This window comes from Aquabacterium sp. A7-Y (assembly GCF_026153205.1).
Taxonomy (GTDB): Bacteria; Pseudomonadota; Gammaproteobacteria; order Burkholderiales; family Burkholderiaceae_C; genus Caldimonas.
This window is the reverse complement of the sequence record NZ_JAPFBW010000027.1, coordinates 80,830-98,616: the sequence shown is the minus strand read 5'-3', so window position 1 is coordinate 98,616 and position 17,787 is coordinate 80,830. Positions and strand designations below refer to the sequence as shown.

Here is a 17,787-nt window from a genome sequence, read left to right as displayed (position 1 = left end):
AGGCCGACGTCGTCGGGTCTCGATCAGGCCCAGCTCCGGGCTAGGCGATCAGGCTCTCGATGTCGAGCAGGATCAGCATGCGCTCGCCCACCTGGCCCAGGCCGAGGATGTAGCTCGCGTCGACCGCCGACTGGATCTCGGGCGCCGGCTTGATGGCCTGCGCCGGGATCTCCAGCACGTCGCTGACCGAATCGACCACCGCGCCGACGACGCGGTTGCGCACGTTCAGGATGATCGTCACGGTCACCGCGCCGTAGTCGACGTTCGCGCAGCCGAAGCGCATGCGCAGGTCGACGATGGGCGCGATCACGCCGCGCAGGTTCACCACCCCCTTGATGAAGGCCGGGGCATTGGCGATGCGCGTGGGCGCCTCGTAGCCGCGGATCTCCTGCACCTTGAGGATGTCGATGCCGTACTCCTCGTTGCCGAGGCGGAAGGTCAGGTACTCGCGCGCGGCGCCTGCGGCGCTGCTGCCGGCGCGTTCCATCGTGGCCATGTGGTTTCCTTCGCTAGAAGTTTCAGTGGCGCGAGCGACGCACCAGGCTGCCGGTGTCCAGGATCAGAGCGACGCGGCCGTCCCCATGATGGTGGCGCCCGAGACGTCCGTGACCTTGCGGTAGTTGGCCTCGAGGTTCTTGACCACCACCTGCTGCTGGCCCAGCAACTCGTCCACCAGCAGGGCGACCCGGCCGCCTTCGGCCTCGACCACCACCATGATGGAGCTGACGTGCTCGAAGTCGAAGCGGGGCACCTGGAAGACCTGCTCCAGCTCCACGACCGGCATGTACTCCTGGCGCACCTCGACCACGCGGCCGCTGTTGCCGATGCTCTTGACCATGCCCGGCTCGACCTGGAAGCTCTCGACCACCGAGGACAACGGCAGGATGTAGACCTCTTCGCCCACGCCCACGCTCATGCCGTCCATGATGGCCAGCGTCAGCGGCAGGCGCACCGCGACGCGCATGCCGTAGCCCTCGGCCGAGTCGATCTCGACCGTGCCGTTGAGGGCCGCGATGTTTTTCTTGACCACGTCCATGCCGACACCTCGGCCGGACACGTCGGTGACCTGGTCGGCCGTCGAGAAGCCCGGCTCGAAGATCAAGCCCCAGACTTCCTGATCGCTCAGACTGTCGGGTGCGTGCAGGCCGCGTTCGCGGGCCTTCTTCAGCAGCTTCTCGCGCGACAGGCCGCGGCCGTCGTCGCGTACCTCGATCACGATGGAGCCGCCCTGGTGGGAGGCCGCCAGCGTGATGGTGCCGACCTCGGGCTTGCCCTTGGCCAGGCGCTCCTCGGGGAGCTCGATGCCGTGGTCGCAGGAGTTGCGCACCAGGTGGGTCAGCGGGTCGGTGATCTTCTCGACCAGGCCCTTGTCCAGCTCGGTCGCCTCGCCCTGGGTTACCAGCTCGACCTTCTTGCCGAGCTTGGCCGCCAGGTCGCGCAGCATGCGCGGGAAGCGGTTGAAGACCGTCGCCATCGGGATCATGCGGATCGACATCACCGCTTCCTGAAGGTCGCGAGTGTTGCGATCCAGGTCGGTCAGGCCGGCCAGCATCTGCTGGTGCACGACCGGGTCCAGGCCGCGGCTGTTCTGTGCCAGCATGGCCTGGGTGATGACGAGCTCGCCGACCAGGTTGATCAGCTGGTCCACCTTCTCGACCGACACGCGGATGGTCGCGGCCTCGAGTGCGGCGCCGGCCTTGGCCTCGGTCTTCGCGGCGGCCTTGGCCGCCGGCTTGACGGGCTGCGACGTGGCGGACCCGTCGGTGGAGGTGACGTGGCTGGCAGGGGCGCCGGGCGAGTTCTCGAAGAAGCCGTAGCCGGGGTCGGCGTCCTTGGACTGGACCACCGGGGCGCCAGGGGCGTCGTCGAAAAATCCGTAGCCGGGATCCTCGGCGGCAGCGGCGGCGCTGTTCGCGGCGGCCGGTGCGGCATCGGCCAGGGGCGCGAAACGCACGTGCTCGCGTGAGACGTGGAAGGTGAACAGGTCCAGCAGGTCGTTTTCGCTGCTGCTGGTCACGACCTTGAAGCGGCGCACGCCCTCGACGGCCACACCACCGTCGAGTGCCTCGATGCTGCCGAGGTCGACGATTTCCTTGAACAGGTCCAGCAGGTTGTTGGCCTGGGCCGGGTCGGCCAGCGGGCCGACGATCAGCTCCAGCGTGCGCGGTCCGGTCGGCGCGGCGGCAGGCGCCGGGGCGGGAGCGGGCGCTTGCACAGCCGGCGCGGCCACGGGGGCGGGCGCGGCCTTCGGGGGCGCCTCACCGGCCACCATGGCGCGGATGTTGAACAGCAGCTCGGTGGTGTCGACCTCGTCGCCGGCGCCGGTCTGATGGCGCGCCAGCTGGGCCTTGAGCGAGTCGCCGGAGGCCAGCAGCACGTCCACCATCGGGGCGGTCAGCTGCAGCTCATGGCGGCGCAGCTTGTCCAGCAGCGTCTCCATCTGGTGCGTCAGCTCGGCCACGTCGGAGAATCCGAAGGTCGCCGCTCCCCCTTTGATCGAGTGGGCGCAGCGGAAGATCGCGTTGAGCTCCTCGTCGTCCGGGGCCTCGATGTCGAGTTCGAGCAGCAACTGCTCCATGCGGTCGAGGTTCTCGCCGGCTTCTTCGAAAAAGACCTGGTAAAACTGGCTCAGGTCGATGCCGGCGCTCAGTTGAGAGCCTTCGGACGTCATTTCGCCCATGGCGTGCTCCTAATGCGTGGGTCCGTGTCGATCCGCCGGGCTCAGCGGATCACTTTCTGGATGACTTCGATCAGCTTGCTGGGGTCGAAGGGCTTGACCAGCCAGCCGGTGGCGCCGGCAGCCCGTCCGGCCTGCTTCATCTGGTCGCTGGACTCGGTGGTCAGGATCAGGATGGGCGTGGCCTTGAACTGCGGGTTTTCACGCAGCTTCTTGGTCAGGCTGATGCCGTCCATGCGGGGCATGTTCTGGTCGGTCAGCACGAGGTCGAAGCCGCGGCTGCCCGCCTTCTCGAAGGCGTCCTGACCGTCGACCGCCTCGACCACGTTGTAGCCGGCGCTCTTCAGCGTGAAGGACACCATCTGGCGCATCGATGCCGAGTCGTCTACGGCAAGGATTGAATGCATAGCTATCTCCGTTTTGGCCTATTTCGGACGTTGCCGGAAAATCTTTAGAACAGCTCGATGGAGCCGGCGTCCATCTCTGCCTGGGTGACTGGGTTGGGGTTGAGAGGGGCGCTCTCCACCACCGGGGCTCCGTCCTCGTCTTCGCCCATCGCTTCACGCGCGATCTGGTCGGCGCAGTTGCGCAGGCGCTTGTTGGTGTGCACGATCAGCTGCGATGCCATGTCCTGGAACTGCAGCGAGGTCACGGCCGCCCCGAGGTTCAGCATCACCGGCGTCAGTTCGGTGGTCTCGATGCGATGGTCGGTGGCGGCCGCCATCAGGGCCTGCATCTGTTCCACCGCCGTGGAAAAGCGCAGCATCAGCCCGTCGCAAGCGTCGGCGAGCAGCGTCTGCAGCCGTTCCAGGTCGTTGGTGGCCGTCATCAGGTGGTCCTGCAGGTCGGCGGCCATCAGCAGCGGGATCGGGCTGGCTTCGTCAGGCGGGGTGGTCTCGTTCATCAAAACGGGTCTCCACGATGAGGACTCCTGTGTGGCTATCCCAGTAGAATTTTGGGCACACTTGGTGGTCGCCATCGACTCGAAAAGGGCAAGGATTCGCACACATCTTCGGCACGCACCGCCCCGGTCTGTAGGACTTTTTGCGCAGAACGGCCGTCCAATCAGCGAAAGCGCCTCATGAACCCTGCTTCCCTCAGCCGCGAACTGCGGGTTCTGCACATCGAAGATTCCGAGCTGGATCACGAGCTGATGATCACCCAGCTGATGCGCGCCGGGCTCAACATCCGGGCCGTGCGGGTCGAAACCGCGGCCGATTTCGACTCGGCGCTGCGCAGCGGGCTGGAGGGCCGGCCCTGGGACGTGATCCTGTCGGACTACAACCTGCCGGGCTTTTCCGGGCTGATGGCGCTGGACATGCTGCGCGCCAGCGGCCGGCTGATCCCCTTCATCATCGTCTCGGGCGAGATCGGCGAAGACGTCGCGGTCGAGGCGATGCGCAACGGCGCGAGCGATTACCTGCTCAAGAACAACCTGGCCCGCCTGGCGCCGGCCACCCTGCACGCCATCGAGGCGCAGGAGGCGGTGCGTGCCAAGCAGCAGGCCGACGCGGCGCTGGCGCAGTCGAAGGAGCGCCTGCGCGAGCTGGCCCAGCACCTGCAGACCAGCGTCGAGGCCGAGCGCGCGGCCATCGCCCGCGAGGTGCACGACGACGTCGGCGGCTCGCTGACCGCGCTGAAGTTCGATATCGCCTGGATCGCCCGCCATTCCCGGGACGAGGCGGTGCTCCAGCGCGCCAACTCCGCGCTGGAGCTGGTCAGCCACGCGCTGGACGCCAGCAAGCGCATCATGCACAACCTGCGCCCGGCCATCCTGGAGCAGGGCCTGGTGGCCGCGCTGCAGTGGATGACCGGCGCCTTCGAGAAACGCAGTGGCATCGCCACCACCTTCCACTCCAGCCACGAGCAGATGCAACTGCCCGCCGGGGTGCCGCTGGTGGCCTACCGCACCGCCCAGGAGGCGCTGACGAACGTCTCCAAGCACGCCCACGCCACCCAGGTCAAGGTCGACCTGACCCTGGCCGGCGGCGTGCTGTCGCTGGAGGTCAGCGACAACGGCCGCGGCCTCAGCAGCGAGGACCTCGCCAAGGCCCGCTCCTTCGGCATCCGTGGCCTGCACGAGCGCGCCAGCACGGTGGGCGGCTGGGTCGACCTCAGCAGCGGGCCCTCGGGCACGACGCTGATCCTGCTGGTGCCGTTGACCGAGAGCGGGGAGCCGGGCGATGATGCGGGCAATGCCGAGGCGCGCTCGGGCGAGGACCCGACGTTCTGGGGAGATCTATGATCAAAGTCATCCTGTGCGACGACCACGCCCTGATCCGGCGCGGCATCCGCGACACTCTCGCGGACGTGCCCGACATCGATGTAGTGGGCGAAGCCGGCGACTACGGGGAATTGCGCAGCCTGCTGCGCACGCAGGCATGCGACGTGCTGGTGCTGGACATCAACCTGCCGGGCCGCAGCGGCCTGGACGTGCTGCATGTGCTCAAGGACGAGGGCTCGCCGGTCAAGGTGCTGGTGGTGTCCATGTATCCGGAGGACCAGTACGCGATCCGGGCGCTGAAGGCCGGCGCCTACGGCTATGTCAACAAGGGCGGCGACCCGGCCCAGCTGGTCGCCGCGGTGCGCATGGTCTCGCAGGGGCGCAAATACGTCACGCCGGACATGGCCCAGATGCTGGTCGAGAGCCTGACCGCGCCGACCACCGAGGCGGCTCACGAGCGGCTGTCCGACCGCGAGCTGCAGACCCTGGTGATGATCGCCTCCGGCAAGCGGCTCTCGGACATTGCCGAGGAGCTGACCCTGAGCCCCAAGACCGTCTCGGTCTACCGGGCACGGGTGCTCGAGAAGCTGGGGTTGTCGAACAACTCCGAGCTCACCGTCTACGCGATCCGCAACGGCCTGGTCTGAGCCGGCCGCGGGGCGCCGGCGGCTACTGGAAGTGCGTCAGCATGCGCTCCAGCGCAAAGGTGAAGGGCTGTTCCAGCAGCGGCAGGGTCACGACCACGCCGATCAGGCCGACGCTCAGCGTGACGGGGAAGCCGATCGCGAAGATGTTCATCTGCTGTGCCACGCGCGAGATCACGCCCAGCACCAGGTTGACGAACAGCAGCATCGCGACGATGGGCAGGGCGATCCACAGGGCCAGCTTGAAGATCTCGATGCCCCAGGTGTGAACCTGCACCGCCTGGATGAAGGCCATCGGGTGGGCCGAGACCGGAAAGGCCCGGAAGCTCTGGATCACCGCCGAGATCAGCACCAGATGGCCGTTGATCACGATGAACAGCAACGAGACGGTGGTGCCGAAGATGCGGCTCACGCCGTTGCTCTGGCCGCCGCTGGTCGGGTCGAAGAAGGACGCGAAGCCGAGGCCCATCTGCAGACCGATGAGCTCGCCGGCGAATTCGATGCCGGCGAAGACGATGCGCACGGCAAAACCGATGGTCAGGCCGATCAGCACCTGCTGGACGATGGCGCCGAACAGCTCGGCCGAATTCAGCGAGATCGCAGGCGCTGCGGGCAGGGACACCTGCGACGCCAGCGCGATGAAAAAGGCCAGGCCGACCTTGACGCGTGCCGGGGTCGCCCGCATCGACAGCACCGGCGCCGTCATGAACAGCGCCAGGGTGCGCAGGAAGGGCCACAGGATGGGCGTGATCCACGCCATCAACTGCGCTTCGTTGAAGGTCAGCACGGCAGTCCCGGGGTCTGGTTCGGCGTCGAGTCAGTGATCGCTCCGTCTCTCGGGCTCACAGCACCATGGACGGGATCGACGTGATGGTGCGCTGGATGAACTCGACCAGGGTGGTCAGCATCCAGGGGCCGGCGATCACCAGCACCGCGACGGCGGCGACCATCTTGGGCACGAAGGCCAGGGTCTGCTCCTGGATCTGGGTGGCGGCCTGGATGATGCTGACGATCAGGCCGACGGCCAGCACGGTCAGCAGCACCGGGGCGCAGAGGGTCAGCAGCAGGTACATGCCCTGCTGCGTGAAGCTGAAGACTTCCTGAGCGTTCATGGTCGGCTCCTCGGGTGGGGTCTGGGCTCGGGAGGCGGCGCTCGCCTCAGGTCGCGAAGCTGGCGGCCAGCGAGCCGAGCAGCAGGTTCCAGCCGTCGGCCAGCACGAACAGCATCAGCTTGAAGGGCAGGGCGACCAGCACCGGCGACAACATCATCATCCCCAGGCTCATCAGGACGCTGGCGACGATCATGTCAATGATCAGGAAGGGGATGAAGATCATGAAGCCGATCTGAAAGGCGCTTTTCAGCTCGCTGGTCACGAAGGCCGGCACGATCACGCGGAAGGGCGCGGTCTCGGCCTTGACCGAGGGGTCCAGCTTGGCCAGCTTGGCGAACAGCGCGAAGTCGGACTCGCGGGTCTGCTTCAGCATGAAGCCGCGCACCGGCACCTCGGCGCGCTTGAGCGCCTCGTCGAAGGGGATCTGCTGCTCGCTGTAGGGCTTGTAGGCGTCGGTGTAGACGCGGTCGATGGTGGGCCCCATCACGAACAGTGTCAGGAACAGCGACAGGCCGATCACCACCTGGGTCGGCGGGGCCGACTGGGTGCCCAGCGCCTGGCGCAGCAGCGACAGCACGATGACGATGCGTGTGAAGCCGGTCATCAGGAGCAGCACCGCCGGGATGAAGCTGAGTGCCGTGAAGAACAGCAGGGTCTGGATCGGCACCGAGTAGCTGTTGCCGCCGGCACCCTGGCCGACCAGCAGGGGCAGCGAGGCGCCGCCGCCCGGAGCGCCGGGCAGGGCCGGGGCCCCGGCCTGGGCGGAGGCCAGGTCGGGCAGGCACAACAGCAGGGTGGCCGCGGCGCCGCCGACGAACAGCGCCGCCTGGCGCCAGGAAAAACCGGGGCGTTTCATCACTTGTCTCCCCGGGCCTTGTTCAGCAGGGCCGCAAAGGACGGCGGCAACTTGGGCATCTGCAGCGCTGCCGGGGGCGGCAGCTCCTGCGCCGCCATCGTGTGCAGCGTGGTGATGGACTGGGCCGTGACGCCCAGCACCAGCCAGCGGCGCTCGTCGCCCTGGCCCACCTCGACGGTCACCACCCGCTGCTGCGGGCCGAGCCCCGTGATCGACAGCACCCGCGTCAGCTGCTGATGGCCGAGGCCGCCCAGGCCGGCGGCCTGGGAGCGCTTGAGCAGCCACAGTGCGGCGGGGATCATCGCGATGATGAGGAGAAACCAGAGAGCGGAGGTTCCGGCAGACGGCATGGCAGGCGATGGAGCAGGTCGGAAGTGGCGGAAAGGGGGCTCGGCACGAAGCCTCAGAACTGAAGAGGATTGTGCGGATCCCCGGCTTCGGCGATGCCACGAACAAGGGGGCCAAAGGCCCCCTTGTTGCTGCTCACGCCGAACGCGCCGTGATCTGCGTCACATGCCGCGGCTGAGGCGGCGCATGCGCTCCGAGGGCGTCACGATGTCGGTCAGGCGGATACCGAACTTGTCGTTCACCACCACCACCTCGCCCTGTGCGATCAGGTAGCCGTTGACCAGCACGTCCATCGGCTCGCCGGCCAGCGCGTCGAGCTCGATCACCGAGCCCTGGGCCAGCTGCAGGATGTGCTTGATCGGAATCCGGGTGCGTCCCAGCTCCACGGTGAGCTGCACCGGGATGTCCAGGATCATGTTGATGTCGTTGCCCGCCGTGGACGGCCCGGTCGGCGAGAAGTTGGTGAAGGAGGCCGGCGCCACCTGCTCGGCGGGGGCATCGATCACCTGCGGCTGGCTGGAGGACGAACTCTGCTGGGCGAGCGCCGCCTCCCACTCGGCGGCCATGGCATCTTGTTCGTCGGTCGACGGGTCTTGGGATTCAAGAGGCATGAGATTCTCCCAACCAGCCGAAGTCCTGGCCGGTCAACATTTGGTCGATCTTGATGGCGTACTTGCCGTTGGACGTGCCGTAGTGGCAGTCGAACACCGGCACGCCGTCGATCTTGGCTTCGATGATCTGCTCCAGGTCCAGCTCGATGAAGTCGCCGGCCTTCAGCGCGAGCAGTTCCTCCACCGTGGCCGGCGCATGGCCCAGCTCGGCCACCAGCTCCACCTCGGCGGCCTGGATTTCCTTGGTCAGCAGCTTGACCCAGCGGCGGTCGGAGCCCACCGAGTCGCCCTGGACCGTGGAATACAGCACGTCGCGGATCGGCTCGTAGGTCGCGTAGGGCACGCAGAAATGGATGGTGCCGGAGGCTTCGCCGATCTCCAGCGTGAAGGACGTGGCGACCACGATCTCGCTGGGCGTGGCGACGTTGGCGAACTGCGGCTGCATCTCCGAGCGCTGGTATTCCAGTTCCAGCGGGTAGATGCCGCGCCAGGCCTTTTTGTATTCCTCGCTGATGACCTCGACCAGGCGGTTGATGATGCGCTGCTCGGTCGGTGAAAAGTCACGCCCTTCGATGCGGGTGTGGAACTTGCCGTTGCCCCCGAACAGCGCGTCGATCACGGCGAATACCAGGGTCGGGTCGCAGACGATCAGCCCCGAGCCGCGCAGCGGGCGCACCGAGACGATGTTGAAGTTGGTCGGCACGACGATCTCGCGCAGGAAGGCGCTGTACTTCTGCACCTTGATGGCGCCGACCGAGATCTCGGGGCTCTTGCGGATCAGGTTGAACAGGCCGACGCGGATGTTGCGGGCGAAGCGCTCATTGATGATCTCCATCGTCGGCATGCGGCCGCGAACGATACGTTCCTGGCTCGCGATGTCGTAGTTGCGGATGCCGCCGACCTGGACTTCTTCCTGCTCGAGCTTCTGGCTTTCGCCGGTGATGCCCTGCAGGAGGGCATCGACTTCGTCTTGCGAGAGGATCTGCTGGTTCATCGTGCTGTTTCCCGACGGAGTTCAGGCCGTGGGGCTCACTGGATGATGAAGTTCGAGAAAAGCACCTGGTGCACCGGGTTGTGGACCGTCTTCTTCTTCTTTTTCTTCTTCTTGGGTTTGGGCGTGTCCTCTTCGTCGGCCTCGGCGTTCTCGTCGTCGAGCTCGATCCCCATCGGGCGCACCGCCTCGCGCATGATCTCGGCCGCCAGCTTTTCCTTGCCGCTGCGATCCAGCAGTTCCTCGGCGGTCTTGTGCGACAGCACCATCAGCACGTTGTTGCGGATGGCAGGCATGTAGCCCTTCAGTTCCTCGGCCGACTCGGGCGAGTCGACTTCCAGGGTGATGCCGACCTGGGCATACCGTTCGCTGTCCTTGTCGGCCAGGTTCACCGTGAAGGGGTCCAGCGGCAGGAACACGGGCGGGCCGCTGGCCTTTTTCGGCTTGTGCTCCTGCTCGGCGTGGGTGTCTTCCTCGGCGTCCTCTTCGGCGCCGCTCTTTTTCATCATCATCAGCGCCACCGCGGCGGCCACCAGCAGCACGACCACGCCGGCGACGATGCCGAGGATCAGCTTCTTGGGGCTCTTTTTAGGGGCGCTGGCGTCGGCGGTTGCGGCGGCGGACATGGGGTTTCCTGAGAACTGGCTGTGCAGGGATTATTCGAGCCGCGGCCCCGGTCGGAAGCCTGGATAAGCGGCGGAAACCGGGCCTATTCGCCGCCGGGCGGCGCCGCCCGGCGCTGCCCGCGACTCGCCTCTCCCCCGTTTTGGGGGGGCCAGGGCACGCCAATTGCTCCCGGCCGGCCCTTAGAATTTTTCGCTTCACATCACAACATTACTCACGGGAGGAAACCTCGATGAACCGTCGCAAGACCCTGCTCGCCATCCCCGGCCTGATCCTGTCCAGCGCCGCGCCGCACGCCTTCGGCTTCAAGCTCGACGGCATGCTGGGTGCCGCCAAGGACGCCGCCAAGGCGGCCACCCTGAGCGACGAGGAAGTGCGTGCCTATGCGGCCCAGATGGCGGTGCTCTCGGACGCCGAGAACCGCGTGGCGCCGCCGAGCGACAAATACGCCAAGCGGCTCGCTGCCCTGACCAGCGGCATCGGCGATGAAAAAGGCCTCAAGCTGAACTACAAGGTCTACCTGACGGAGGAAGTCAACGCCTTCGCGATGGCCGACGGCACCATCCGCGTCTTCAGCGGCCTGATGGAGGCCATGACCGACGACGAGGTCCGCTACGTCATCGGCCACGAGATCGGCCACGTGCAGCGCGGCCACAGCCGCAAGCGCATGCAGACGGCGCTGGCGACCAGCGCGACGCAGCAGGCGGCGGTGTCCTCGGGCGGCAAGGTCGCCACGATCGCGCAGTCGGAGCTCGGTTCGCTGATGACCCAGGTGGTGCGCGCCCAGCACTCCCAGGGCAACGAGAAGGAAGCCGACGACTACGCGCTCGACTTCATGAAGCGCTACAAGTACGACCGCATGGCGGCGGTCCAGGCGCTCGAGAAGCTGGACAAGATGTTCGGCGGCGGTGCCAAGACCGACTGGCTGTCGACCCATCCGGCTCCCAAGGAGCGGGCCGACCGGCTGCGCGCGCAGCTGGCCTGAGGGAAGCGGCGAGGCCATGGTCGCGCCACAACCCTGAGCAGCGCCCTCGCGCGACGCTGTTGCGAGGGCTGCAATGCTGAGGTGCTGCTCGCTGTCCGGTACAGTTTGGCCAAACTCGCGTCTGGACCTTGGCTCTGGCCGACCAGATCTGAGAGGAACCATGCCGGAAGCCGCACCACGCATTCTCCAGATTGTTGAGGTCCTGGGCCCCAGCGAACAGGGCAAGTCCATCCCCTTCAAGTGCCGCGCCGAGGATGGGGCGCTGTACTACGTGAAGGGGCAGCAAACGAACCGTGCAAGTCTTTGGTGCGAGTGGATTTCCGCACACCTGGCCGTGGCCCTCGGCCTTCCGATTCCACCGTTCTCACTGGTTCAGGTCGACGAAGCTTTGCGCCAGGAACTGCCTCGGGAGTGGCAGCACATAGGGTGTACGCCCGCGTTCGGCTCGCGCCATCGATCCTCGACTGCCTGGTTCGAAGCCAGCCTTGTTCAGCAAGTGCCGCTGCCCCTTCAACAGGATGTGCTTGCTTTCGACTGGTGGATCAGGAACATGGACCGCCTCACCGGCAACACCAACCTGCTGTGGGACGCGGACCAAAAGCAACTGGTGATGATCGATCACAATCTCGCCTTCGATCCGTACTTCGACGTGGCCATGTTCCGCGAGCATCACGTCTTCGCTGCGCAGTGGCCGGTGCTTTGTGGCGATCTTGTGCTGCAGGACGAGTTGCTGCGCCGCATGTCCGACGCGCTCCCGAGGGCGCGGTGGGCTTGCGATAATGCGCCAGCGGAGTGGCAGTGGGCCAATGCCGAAATGGATGTGCCCGCCGACTTCGACCTCGACAAGGTCTTGGCCTTGCTGGCCCGCGGTGCAACCCCTGAGCTATGGAGGACGGTATGAACAAGTTCGCGTGTCGCTACGCCGTGGTGCAGTTCATGCCGTACAGCGAGACGGGCGAGTTCGTGAACGTCGGGGTGGTACTGACCTGCCCCGCTACCGGTTACTTCGATTTTCGGCTGCAAACTCGCAAGTACGCCCGCGTGACGGGGTTTTTTGACGAACTGTCGCCGAACGTTTATCGCACCGCCTTACAGACGATCCAGGGTGAGCTCCAGCGCGTTTGCGTTCTTGCGGCACAGGCACCGGTTTCGCGCCGCGCCGACTATGTACGCGAGGTGTTTACCGCTTTAGTGCACCCCCGTGAGGCCATCGTCCGCTTTGGCGGCGTGCGCGCGGTACTCACCGATTCGCCGGAAGCCGAGTTGAAGCGCTTGTTCGACGACTATGTCGACCGCGCCTTCGCCACACCGGAGTACATCGAGCAAACCATGACGAAGCGCTTGATGGCGCTTCTCGGAAGTTTGAATCTGCCTCAGCCGTTCCGTCCCGCGAAGATCGGTGATGACGAGGTACACGCGCGCTTTCCGCTGGTGCAGCGGTGGGGCGACGACTTCCGCAAGGTCATCAAGCCCCTCAACCTGACTCAGGACGAGCCCAACGGCATCTTCGACCACGGTGACGCCTGGGTGAACAAGGTTCGGCGTCTGCGTCGCAAGGACTTGCTACCTGCAGAAGTGTTGTTTGCGGTAGCCGGTCCCCCGGAGACCGACATCAAGCGCCGCGCCGCGTTCGAGGAAATTTGCCATGCCTTGGCGAGCTTGGATGTGCAGACGGTGAACGAAGCGGCCGACCACCGGATCGTTGAATTCGCCTCGACCTGAAAGGCCGGCAAGCCGCCTCCCGCCGTGCTGCCGTTCCGGGAGGCGCGGCGCCTCAGGCGTAGAGGTCGAGCGCGCCCTGCGTGACGCGACGCGCCCGGCCGGTGTCGCCGGCTGCCTGGCTCGGTGCTGACAGCCCGCCCTCGCGGCCTCCCGGTGTGGCAGCGTGGTCATCACGCGAACCCTGCTGCCCCGGCGAAGCCTGCTGCGAGACGCCGCCGCCGGTCAGCGTGAAACCGGCGCCCTGCAGTGCCGCCGCCAGATTGGCGAGGCTGGCTTCCAGCGCGGCGCGGGTGGCGGCGTTCGACGCGGCGAAATCGACCTGTGCCTGCTGGCCCTGCAGGGCAATCTGCACGGTCAGCGGCCCCATGTCCACCGGGTTGAGCATCAGCTTGGCCTGCTGCACGCCGTCGCGCACCAGATACGTCACTTGCGAGGCCAGGGCCTCGGGGAATTCGGGGGACTCGACCGGCACCGCGACCGTGCCCTGGGTGTCGGCGACCGTCTCGGCGCGAGCCTCGGCGCTGACGTGCACCGGGCCGGCCAGCGCGCCGGCATGCGGCTCATGAGGCGCCACGCCGGCCGGACCTTCGAGGGGCCCGGCCGAGTTGGCGGTGGTGTCGCCGAGCAAGGCTTCGAGTTGTTCACCAAAGCTCGGCCCGGCCTCGCCGCCTGCAGTTTCGACACCGGCGGCGGTGTCCAGGCGCGGCTCGACGGCGCGGCCGGCCGGCTCGATCGCGTCGCCGCCGCGCCGCTTCAAGCCTTCGAGACCGGCTTCACGGTGGTCCCCGGCAGCCCCTTCAGCCTCGGCCAGCAACTCGGCGGCCGCAGCCAGCTCGGGCGCCGCCTGCAGCCACGGCAGGCCGGTGGCTTCGGTGGCGGCCCGCGCCTCGGCGGGTTCGCGGGCGTCCTTCCGTTCCTCCGCGCGCTGGCTGTCGGCCGGCGTGGGCGTTGTTTCGTTGGCGGGCGCCGTTGCCGGCGGCGTGGCAGGCGCCGGAGCTTGCGGCGCGGGTTCGCTCTGCACCTCGGCAGCGGGGCGCGGCGCCGGCGCCTGGCTGGGTGTGGGGCGGGCTTCAGCGGGGCGGGCCCGCTCGGCCTGGCGCTGGTTGTGCTCGCGCGCCTGCTGCAGCAGGTTGGAAAAGCCGGGAGCGGCCGCGCCGCCCGGGGGCGGCGGTGCGGTGCGTGCGGCCGGGGTGGCGCCGACACCGGAAGAGGCGGCGTTCCCGTTGAGAAGATTCAGCAGGGGCGAGGCGGCGAGCATCGGTGGCTTTCGGAAGTCGGGTTCGTGCTGGAGCGTCGGCGGGGCTTCACACCACCGCCAGGCCGGTGGTCGTGTCGCCGGCGCGCTGGTTCCAGGCCGCGCGGGCGGCCTGCTCATCGGTGGCCTTCTGGTCACGGCGCTGCTGCTGCAGGGCCTGCTCCGCCTCGCGCCGCTCGATCAGTTTGCGGATCGACGCCGCCCGCGTTTCGCGCTCCAGCACCACCCCGCGCGCCCATTCGAGCTGGCGGCGGCCCTGCGCCACCGCGTTGGCCTGTTGCTCGATGGCCTGGTTGATGCGGCCCATGAAATCCTGGTAGCAGCGCAGGATGTCCATCGTGCCCTGGCGCTTGAACTGCTCGCTCCAGCGCGCCTGGTACTCGCGTCGGTAGTCCTCGAGCTGCTGCGCCTGCCGCTCGGCGTTTTCGAGCTGGGCAGCGGCCCGCTGGCTGATCGACAGCGCGGCGTCGCGCTCCTTCTCGGCATGTTCGAGGGCCAGGGCCAGGGCGTGGTGGCGGCTCATGTCGGTGTCCTTGTCTCAGGTCGGATCGGTGCTGGCAGGCCGGGCGGGCTCAGGCCGCGCCCACCGTTGTTTTCATCTGGTTCAAGCTGTCGCGCAGGGTGGCGCCGGTGCGCATGTCCTGCTGCAGCAGCGCACGCATCGCCGGGAAGGCGCGCACGGCGGCGTCGAGCTCGGGGTCCTGGCCGGCGCTGTAGGCGCCGATCTGCAGCAGGTCGCGGCTGCGGTTGTAGCGGGCGTACATCTGGCGGAACTTGCGCGCCGCCTCGAGGTGGTCCGGCGAGGCGACGTTGTGCATCACCCGCGAGGCCGACTTCTCGACGTCGATCGCGGGGTAGTGGCCGCTCTCGGCCAGCTCGCGCGTCAGCACGATGTGGCCGTCCAGGATGGCGCGCGCCGCGTCGGCGATCGGGTCCTGCTGGTCGTCGCCTTCGCTCAGCACGGTGTAGAAGGCCGTGATCGAGCCGACGCCGTTGAGGCCGTTGCCGCTGCGCTCGACCAGCTGCGGCAGCTTGGCGAAGCAGCTCGGCGGATATCCCTTGGTCGCGGGCGGCTCGCCGATGGCCAGGGCGATCTCGCGCTGGGCCATCGCGTAGCGGGTCAGCGAGTCCATCAGGAGCAGCACGTGCTGGCCGCGGTCGCGGAAGTGCTCGGCGATCGCAGTGGCGTAGCTGGCGCCTTGCATGCGCATCAGCGGCGGGGCGTCAGCCGGCGCGGCGACCACCACAGAGCGTGCCAGCCCTTCCTCGCCCAGGATGTCCTCGATGAATTCCTTGACTTCGCGGCCGCGCTCGCCGATCAGGCCGACAACGATGACGTCGGCCTGGGTGTAGCGCGCCATCATGCCCAGCAGCACCGACTTGCCGACGCCGGAGCCGGCGAACAGGCCGATGCGCTGGCCGCGGCCCACGGTCAGCATCGCATTGATCGCGCGCACGCCGGTGTCCAGCGGCAGGCGCACCGGGTCGCGGTCCATCGCGTTGATGGGGCGGCGCACCAGCGGCTCGTTGTGCACCGTCTGCAGCGGGCCGCGCCGGTCCATGGGCCGGCCGTGCGAATCGACCACCCGGCCGAGCAGGCCATCGCCCATCGGCAGGTGCAGACTGCGGTCCTCGCTGCGCCGCCACGGGTGGCTGACCTGGCCGAGCCGGGGCGGCGTGCTGGGGGTGGACATCGGCACCACGCGGGCGCCGCTGGCCAGGCCGTGCACCTCGCCGGTGGGCATCAGGTAGGCGCGGTCGCCGGCGAAGCCGACCACCTCGGCCTGCACCGGCGGCTGGCCGTCCATGCGCACTTCGCAGACCGAGCCGACCGGCACGCGGATGCCGGCCGCTTCCAGCACCAGGCCGGCCACCTTGACCAGCGTGCCCTGGGTCTCCAGCTCCAGCGGCGCGGTCGCGAAGGCACTCAGGTCCTTCATGTACTGGTGCCAGGCCTGCAGCTTGGCGGGGTGGGCGCTTGCGCTCATCACAGAGCCTCCTCGCCGTCCGGGGTGTCGGTCCATTCGCTGCGCTGGCCCAGCGCCGCGGTGACCTGGCGCCAGCGTGTCTCGATGGCGGCGTCGACGACGCCGATGTCCGCCTCCACCACGCAGCCGCCGGGCGTGACGCCGGCGTCGGACAGCAGGCGGGCGTGGCGGGATTCGAGGTCGAGCTGGCCGCGCTCGGTGAGCAGCTGGTGGTCGTTCGGGTGCACCAGCACCCGCACGTGGCGGGCCGAGTGCACCAGGGTCGAGAGCGCCTCCTGCGCCACCGCCTCGATCAGCTCGGGCTGGGTCGAGAGTTCGGTGCGCACCACCTGGCGGGCGATGTCGCTCGCCACCTGCGCCAGCGAGAGCGCCAGCTGCTGCTCCAGCGCGTCGAGCTGGGCCTGGTAGCTGGCAGCGATCTGCCCCACCTGGGCGGTGATCTGGGCGGCGTAGCTCTGTTTGAAGTTCTCCAGTGCCGACAGGCCGTCGCGGTAGCCGTCCTTGTAGCCGGACTGGCGGGCCTCGTTGAGCTCGGCCAGGATTTCCTCCGGCGTCGGGCCGGCGGGTTCGGGATCGGGCTCGGGCGCCGGCTCGGGGGCGGCCGGGTGGACCGGGCCGCTTTCGCCGTGCGCCAGCGAACCCAGGCTCCAGGCCGAGAAGGAGGTCAGCTCCTCGCGCGGGATGAAGCGGCTCTGCACGGTGCGCGGCGGGACCTTGCCGCCGTTGTTGCCGCCGTTGTTAGACGAAGCTGTCATCGCCGCCCGTACTCAGCACGATTTGACCCTCGTCGGCCAGGCGGCGGACGGTCTTCAGCATTTCCTTCTGCTCGGCTTCCACCTCGGACAGGCGTACCGGGCCGCGCGACTCGAGGTCCTCGCGCAGGGTTTCGGCGGCGCGCGCCGACATGTTGGTGAACACCTTCTCGCGCATCTCGGGCGAGGCACCCTTGAGCGCGATGACCAGCGACTCGGTCTGCACTTCCTTGAGCAGCATCTGGATGCCGCGGTCGTCCACCTTGATCAGGTCGTCGAAGGTGAACATGTTGTCCATGATCCTCTGCGCCAGGTCGCCGTCGTTCTGGCGGATGTAGTCCAGCACCGAGCTCTCGACCGAGGAGCCGAGCATGTTGATGATCTCGGCGGCGGTCTTGGCGCCGCCCAGGGTCGCCTTGCGCAGCTTGTCGCCGCCGGCCAGTACCTTGGAGAGCACCTCGTTGAGGTCCTTCAGCGCCGAGGGCTGGATGCCGTCGAGCGTGGCGATGCGGATCAGCACCTCGTTGCGCTGGCGCTCGGTGAAGGCGCGCAGCACCTGCGAGCACTGGTCGTAGTCCAGGTGCACCAGGATGGCGGCGACGATCTGCGGATGTTCGTTGCGCAGCAGCTCGGCCACCGAGCCGCCGTCCATCCACTTCAGGCTCTCGATGCCGGTGACGTCGCTGCCCTGCAGGATGCGGTCGATCAGCAGGTTGGCCTTGTCCTCGCCCAGCGCCTTGCGCAGCACGCTCTTGACGTATTCGTCGGTGTCGCTGACCAGCATGCTCTGGTCCGAGGCGTCGCCACTGAAGCGCACCAGCACCTCATCGACCTTCTCGCGCGAGATCACCTTCATCTTGGCGATGGTCTCGCCCAGCCGCTGCACCTCCTTGGGCGAGAGGTGCTTGAAGACCTCGGCGGCCTCTTCCTCGCCGAGGGACATCAACAGAATCGCGGCGTCCTGCAGGCCGGCTTCATCCATGGTGGGGCTCGATGTA

At 67.7% G+C, this 17,787-nt stretch carries 20 protein-coding genes and 1 pseudogene; 5 read left to right on the top strand and 16 right to left on the bottom strand.

The genetic code is table 11. The features are described 5' to 3' along the window. Window positions 1-40 precede the first annotated feature (40 nt). The 4 genes and pseudogenes from OOT46_RS22350 to OOT46_RS22335 form a co-directional block, all read right to left on the bottom strand. Complete coding sequence (locus tag OOT46_RS22350; protein WP_265405836.1) at window positions 41-496, bottom strand: chemotaxis protein CheW; 456 nt, start codon at window positions 494-496, stop codon at window positions 41-43. A gap of 22 nt (window positions 497-518) precedes the next feature. Next, window positions 519-2,680 (bottom strand): annotated as a pseudogene (locus OOT46_RS22345) (chemotaxis protein CheA). A gap of 41 nt (window positions 2,681-2,721) precedes the next feature. After that, window positions 2,722-3,084, bottom strand: coding sequence for a response regulator (locus tag OOT46_RS22340; RefSeq protein WP_265405835.1), 363 nt, complete (start codon window positions 3,082-3,084; stop codon window positions 2,722-2,724). A 44-nt stretch (window positions 3,085-3,128) separates the two neighbouring features. After that, window positions 3,129-3,581, bottom strand: coding sequence for a hypothetical protein (locus OOT46_RS22335; protein ID WP_265405834.1), 453 nt, complete (start codon window positions 3,579-3,581; stop codon window positions 3,129-3,131). A gap of 177 nt (window positions 3,582-3,758) precedes the next feature. Here OOT46_RS22335 and OOT46_RS22330 point away from each other — a divergent pair, with 177 nt between their 5' ends. Both OOT46_RS22330 and OOT46_RS22325 read left to right on the top strand, forming a co-directional pair. Continuing rightward, window positions 3,759-4,922, top strand: a complete 1,164-nt coding sequence (locus OOT46_RS22330) for a response regulator (RefSeq protein ID WP_265405833.1) — start codon at window positions 3,759-3,761, stop codon at window positions 4,920-4,922. Beyond that, complete coding sequence (locus OOT46_RS22325; protein WP_265405832.1) at window positions 4,919-5,548, top strand: response regulator transcription factor; 630 nt, start codon at window positions 4,919-4,921, stop codon at window positions 5,546-5,548. Before OOT46_RS22330 ends, OOT46_RS22325 begins: the two co-directional genes overlap by 4 nt. 22 nt (window positions 5,549-5,570) lie before the next feature. On the opposite strand, the gene fliR is transcribed toward OOT46_RS22325, so the two are convergent. From fliR to OOT46_RS22290, 7 genes are all read right to left on the bottom strand, one after another. After that, entirely contained in the window at window positions 5,571-6,332 is a 762-nt protein-coding gene (fliR, locus tag OOT46_RS22320) for a flagellar biosynthetic protein FliR (protein ID WP_265405831.1), read from the bottom strand. 55 nt (window positions 6,333-6,387) lie between these two features. Next, on the bottom strand, window positions 6,388-6,657 hold the full coding sequence (fliQ, locus tag OOT46_RS22315) for a flagellar biosynthesis protein FliQ (protein ID WP_265405830.1): 270 nt from the start codon (window positions 6,655-6,657) through the stop codon (window positions 6,388-6,390). Window positions 6,658-6,703: 46 nt separating this feature from the next. Next, window positions 6,704-7,513: a flagellar type III secretion system pore protein FliP gene (fliP, locus tag OOT46_RS22310; protein WP_265405829.1), complete on the bottom strand. Its 810-nt coding sequence runs from the start codon at window positions 7,511-7,513 to the stop codon at window positions 6,704-6,706. Continuing rightward, entirely contained in the window at window positions 7,513-7,863 is a 351-nt protein-coding gene (locus OOT46_RS22305; protein WP_265405828.1) for a FliO/MopB family protein, read from the bottom strand. Before OOT46_RS22305 ends, fliP begins: the two co-directional genes overlap by 1 nt. Before the next feature lie 159 nt (window positions 7,864-8,022). Further along, window positions 8,023-8,472 (bottom strand): flagellar motor switch protein FliN, encoded by a 450-nt coding sequence (fliN, locus tag OOT46_RS22300; protein WP_265405827.1) that lies wholly within the window; start codon window positions 8,470-8,472, stop codon window positions 8,023-8,025. Beyond that, window positions 8,462-9,466: a flagellar motor switch protein FliM gene (gene fliM / locus OOT46_RS22295; protein ID WP_265405826.1), complete on the bottom strand. Its 1,005-nt coding sequence runs from the start codon at window positions 9,464-9,466 to the stop codon at window positions 8,462-8,464. Before fliM ends, fliN begins: the two co-directional genes overlap by 11 nt. A 35-nt stretch (window positions 9,467-9,501) precedes the next feature. Then, complete coding sequence (locus tag OOT46_RS22290) at window positions 9,502-10,089, bottom strand: flagellar basal body-associated FliL family protein (RefSeq protein ID WP_265405825.1); 588 nt, start codon at window positions 10,087-10,089, stop codon at window positions 9,502-9,504. A gap of 230 nt (window positions 10,090-10,319) precedes the next feature. Here OOT46_RS22290 and OOT46_RS22285 point away from each other — a divergent pair, with 230 nt between their 5' ends. The 3 genes from OOT46_RS22285 (at window position 10,320) to OOT46_RS22275 (ending at window position 12,794) form a co-directional block, all read left to right on the top strand. Then, window positions 10,320-11,072, top strand: coding sequence for a M48 family metallopeptidase (locus OOT46_RS22285; RefSeq protein ID WP_265405824.1), 753 nt, complete (start codon window positions 10,320-10,322; stop codon window positions 11,070-11,072). A gap of 160 nt (window positions 11,073-11,232) precedes the next feature. Next, window positions 11,233-11,973 (top strand): HipA family kinase, encoded by a 741-nt coding sequence (locus OOT46_RS22280; protein ID WP_265405823.1) that lies wholly within the window; start codon window positions 11,233-11,235, stop codon window positions 11,971-11,973. Then, a complete protein-coding gene (locus OOT46_RS22275; RefSeq protein WP_265405822.1) occupies window positions 11,970-12,794 on the top strand; it encodes a DUF3037 domain-containing protein in 825 nt (274 codons plus the stop codon). The genes OOT46_RS22280 and OOT46_RS22275 overlap by 4 nt, the downstream gene beginning before the upstream one ends. A gap of 52 nt (window positions 12,795-12,846) precedes the next feature. Here OOT46_RS22275 and OOT46_RS22270 read toward each other — a convergent pair whose 3' ends face one another. The 5 genes from OOT46_RS22270 to fliG are packed head-to-tail and all read right to left on the bottom strand — an operon-like array spanning window position 12,847 to window position 17,771. Further along, window positions 12,847-14,052, bottom strand: a complete 1,206-nt coding sequence (locus tag OOT46_RS22270) for a flagellar hook-length control protein FliK (protein ID WP_265405821.1) — start codon at window positions 14,050-14,052, stop codon at window positions 12,847-12,849. A gap of 46 nt (window positions 14,053-14,098) precedes the next feature. Next, a complete protein-coding gene (fliJ, locus tag OOT46_RS22265; protein ID WP_265405820.1) occupies window positions 14,099-14,572 on the bottom strand; it encodes a flagellar export protein FliJ in 474 nt (157 codons plus the stop codon). Window positions 14,573-14,621: 49 nt separating this feature from the next. Then, window positions 14,622-16,037 carry a flagellar protein export ATPase FliI gene (gene fliI, locus OOT46_RS22260; RefSeq protein WP_416136240.1) on the bottom strand — a complete coding sequence of 472 codons (1,416 nt, stop codon included), beginning with the start codon at window positions 16,035-16,037 and terminating at the stop codon, window positions 14,622-14,624. Next, window positions 16,037-16,792: a FliH/SctL family protein gene (locus tag OOT46_RS22255; RefSeq protein ID WP_265405819.1), complete on the bottom strand. Its 756-nt coding sequence runs from the start codon at window positions 16,790-16,792 to the stop codon at window positions 16,037-16,039. Before OOT46_RS22255 ends, fliI begins: the two co-directional genes overlap by 1 nt. Then, window positions 16,776-17,771, bottom strand: a complete 996-nt coding sequence (gene fliG, locus OOT46_RS22250; protein ID WP_265405818.1) for a flagellar motor switch protein FliG — start codon at window positions 17,769-17,771, stop codon at window positions 16,776-16,778. Before fliG ends, OOT46_RS22255 begins: the two co-directional genes overlap by 17 nt. Between the last annotated feature and the right edge of the window lie 16 nt (window positions 17,772-17,787).

Excerpts from the sequence above, each read along its gene's own strand:
- OOT46_RS22325 (WP_265405832.1), top strand. The coding sequence starts at position 4,919 with ATGATCAAAGTCATCCTGTGCGACGACCACGCCCTGATCCGGCGCGGC.
- OOT46_RS22330 (WP_265405833.1), top strand. The coding sequence starts at position 3,759 with ATGAACCCTGCTTCCCTCAGCCGCGAACTGCGGGTTCTGCACATCGAA.
- fliQ (WP_265405830.1), bottom strand. The coding sequence starts at position 6,657 with ATGAACGCTCAGGAAGTCTTCAGCTTCACGCAGCAGGGCATGTACCTG.
- OOT46_RS22350 (WP_265405836.1), bottom strand. The coding sequence starts at position 496 with ATGGCCACGATGGAACGCGCCGGCAGCAGCGCCGCAGGCGCCGCGCGC.
- fliP (WP_265405829.1), bottom strand. The coding sequence starts at position 7,513 with ATGAAACGCCCCGGTTTTTCCTGGCGCCAGGCGGCGCTGTTCGTCGGC.
- fliM (WP_265405826.1), bottom strand. The coding sequence starts at position 9,466 with ATGAACCAGCAGATCCTCTCGCAAGACGAAGTCGATGCCCTCCTGCAG.
- OOT46_RS22280 (WP_265405823.1), top strand. The coding sequence starts at position 11,233 with ATGCCGGAAGCCGCACCACGCATTCTCCAGATTGTTGAGGTCCTGGGC.
- OOT46_RS22285 (WP_265405824.1), top strand. The coding sequence starts at position 10,320 with ATGAACCGTCGCAAGACCCTGCTCGCCATCCCCGGCCTGATCCTGTCC.
- OOT46_RS22340 (WP_265405835.1), bottom strand. The coding sequence starts at position 3,084 with ATGCATTCAATCCTTGCCGTAGACGACTCGGCATCGATGCGCCAGATG.
- OOT46_RS22275 (WP_265405822.1), top strand. The coding sequence starts at position 11,970 with ATGAACAAGTTCGCGTGTCGCTACGCCGTGGTGCAGTTCATGCCGTAC.
- OOT46_RS22335 (WP_265405834.1), bottom strand. The coding sequence starts at position 3,581 with ATGAACGAGACCACCCCGCCTGACGAAGCCAGCCCGATCCCGCTGCTG.
- OOT46_RS22305 (WP_265405828.1), bottom strand. The coding sequence starts at position 7,863 with ATGCCGTCTGCCGGAACCTCCGCTCTCTGGTTTCTCCTCATCATCGCG.
- fliN (WP_265405827.1), bottom strand. The coding sequence starts at position 8,472 with ATGCCTCTTGAATCCCAAGACCCGTCGACCGACGAACAAGATGCCATG.
- fliG (WP_265405818.1), bottom strand. The coding sequence starts at position 17,771 with ATGGATGAAGCCGGCCTGCAGGACGCCGCGATTCTGTTGATGTCCCTC.
- fliJ (WP_265405820.1), bottom strand. The coding sequence starts at position 14,572 with ATGAGCCGCCACCACGCCCTGGCCCTGGCCCTCGAACATGCCGAGAAG.
- OOT46_RS22270 (WP_265405821.1), bottom strand. The coding sequence starts at position 14,052 with ATGCTCGCCGCCTCGCCCCTGCTGAATCTTCTCAACGGGAACGCCGCC.
- OOT46_RS22255 (WP_265405819.1), bottom strand. The coding sequence starts at position 16,792 with ATGACAGCTTCGTCTAACAACGGCGGCAACAACGGCGGCAAGGTCCCG.
- OOT46_RS22290 (WP_265405825.1), bottom strand. The coding sequence starts at position 10,089 with ATGTCCGCCGCCGCAACCGCCGACGCCAGCGCCCCTAAAAAGAGCCCC.
- fliI (WP_416136240.1), bottom strand. The coding sequence starts at position 16,037 with ATGAGCGCAAGCGCCCACCCCGCCAAGCTGCAGGCCTGGCACCAGTAC.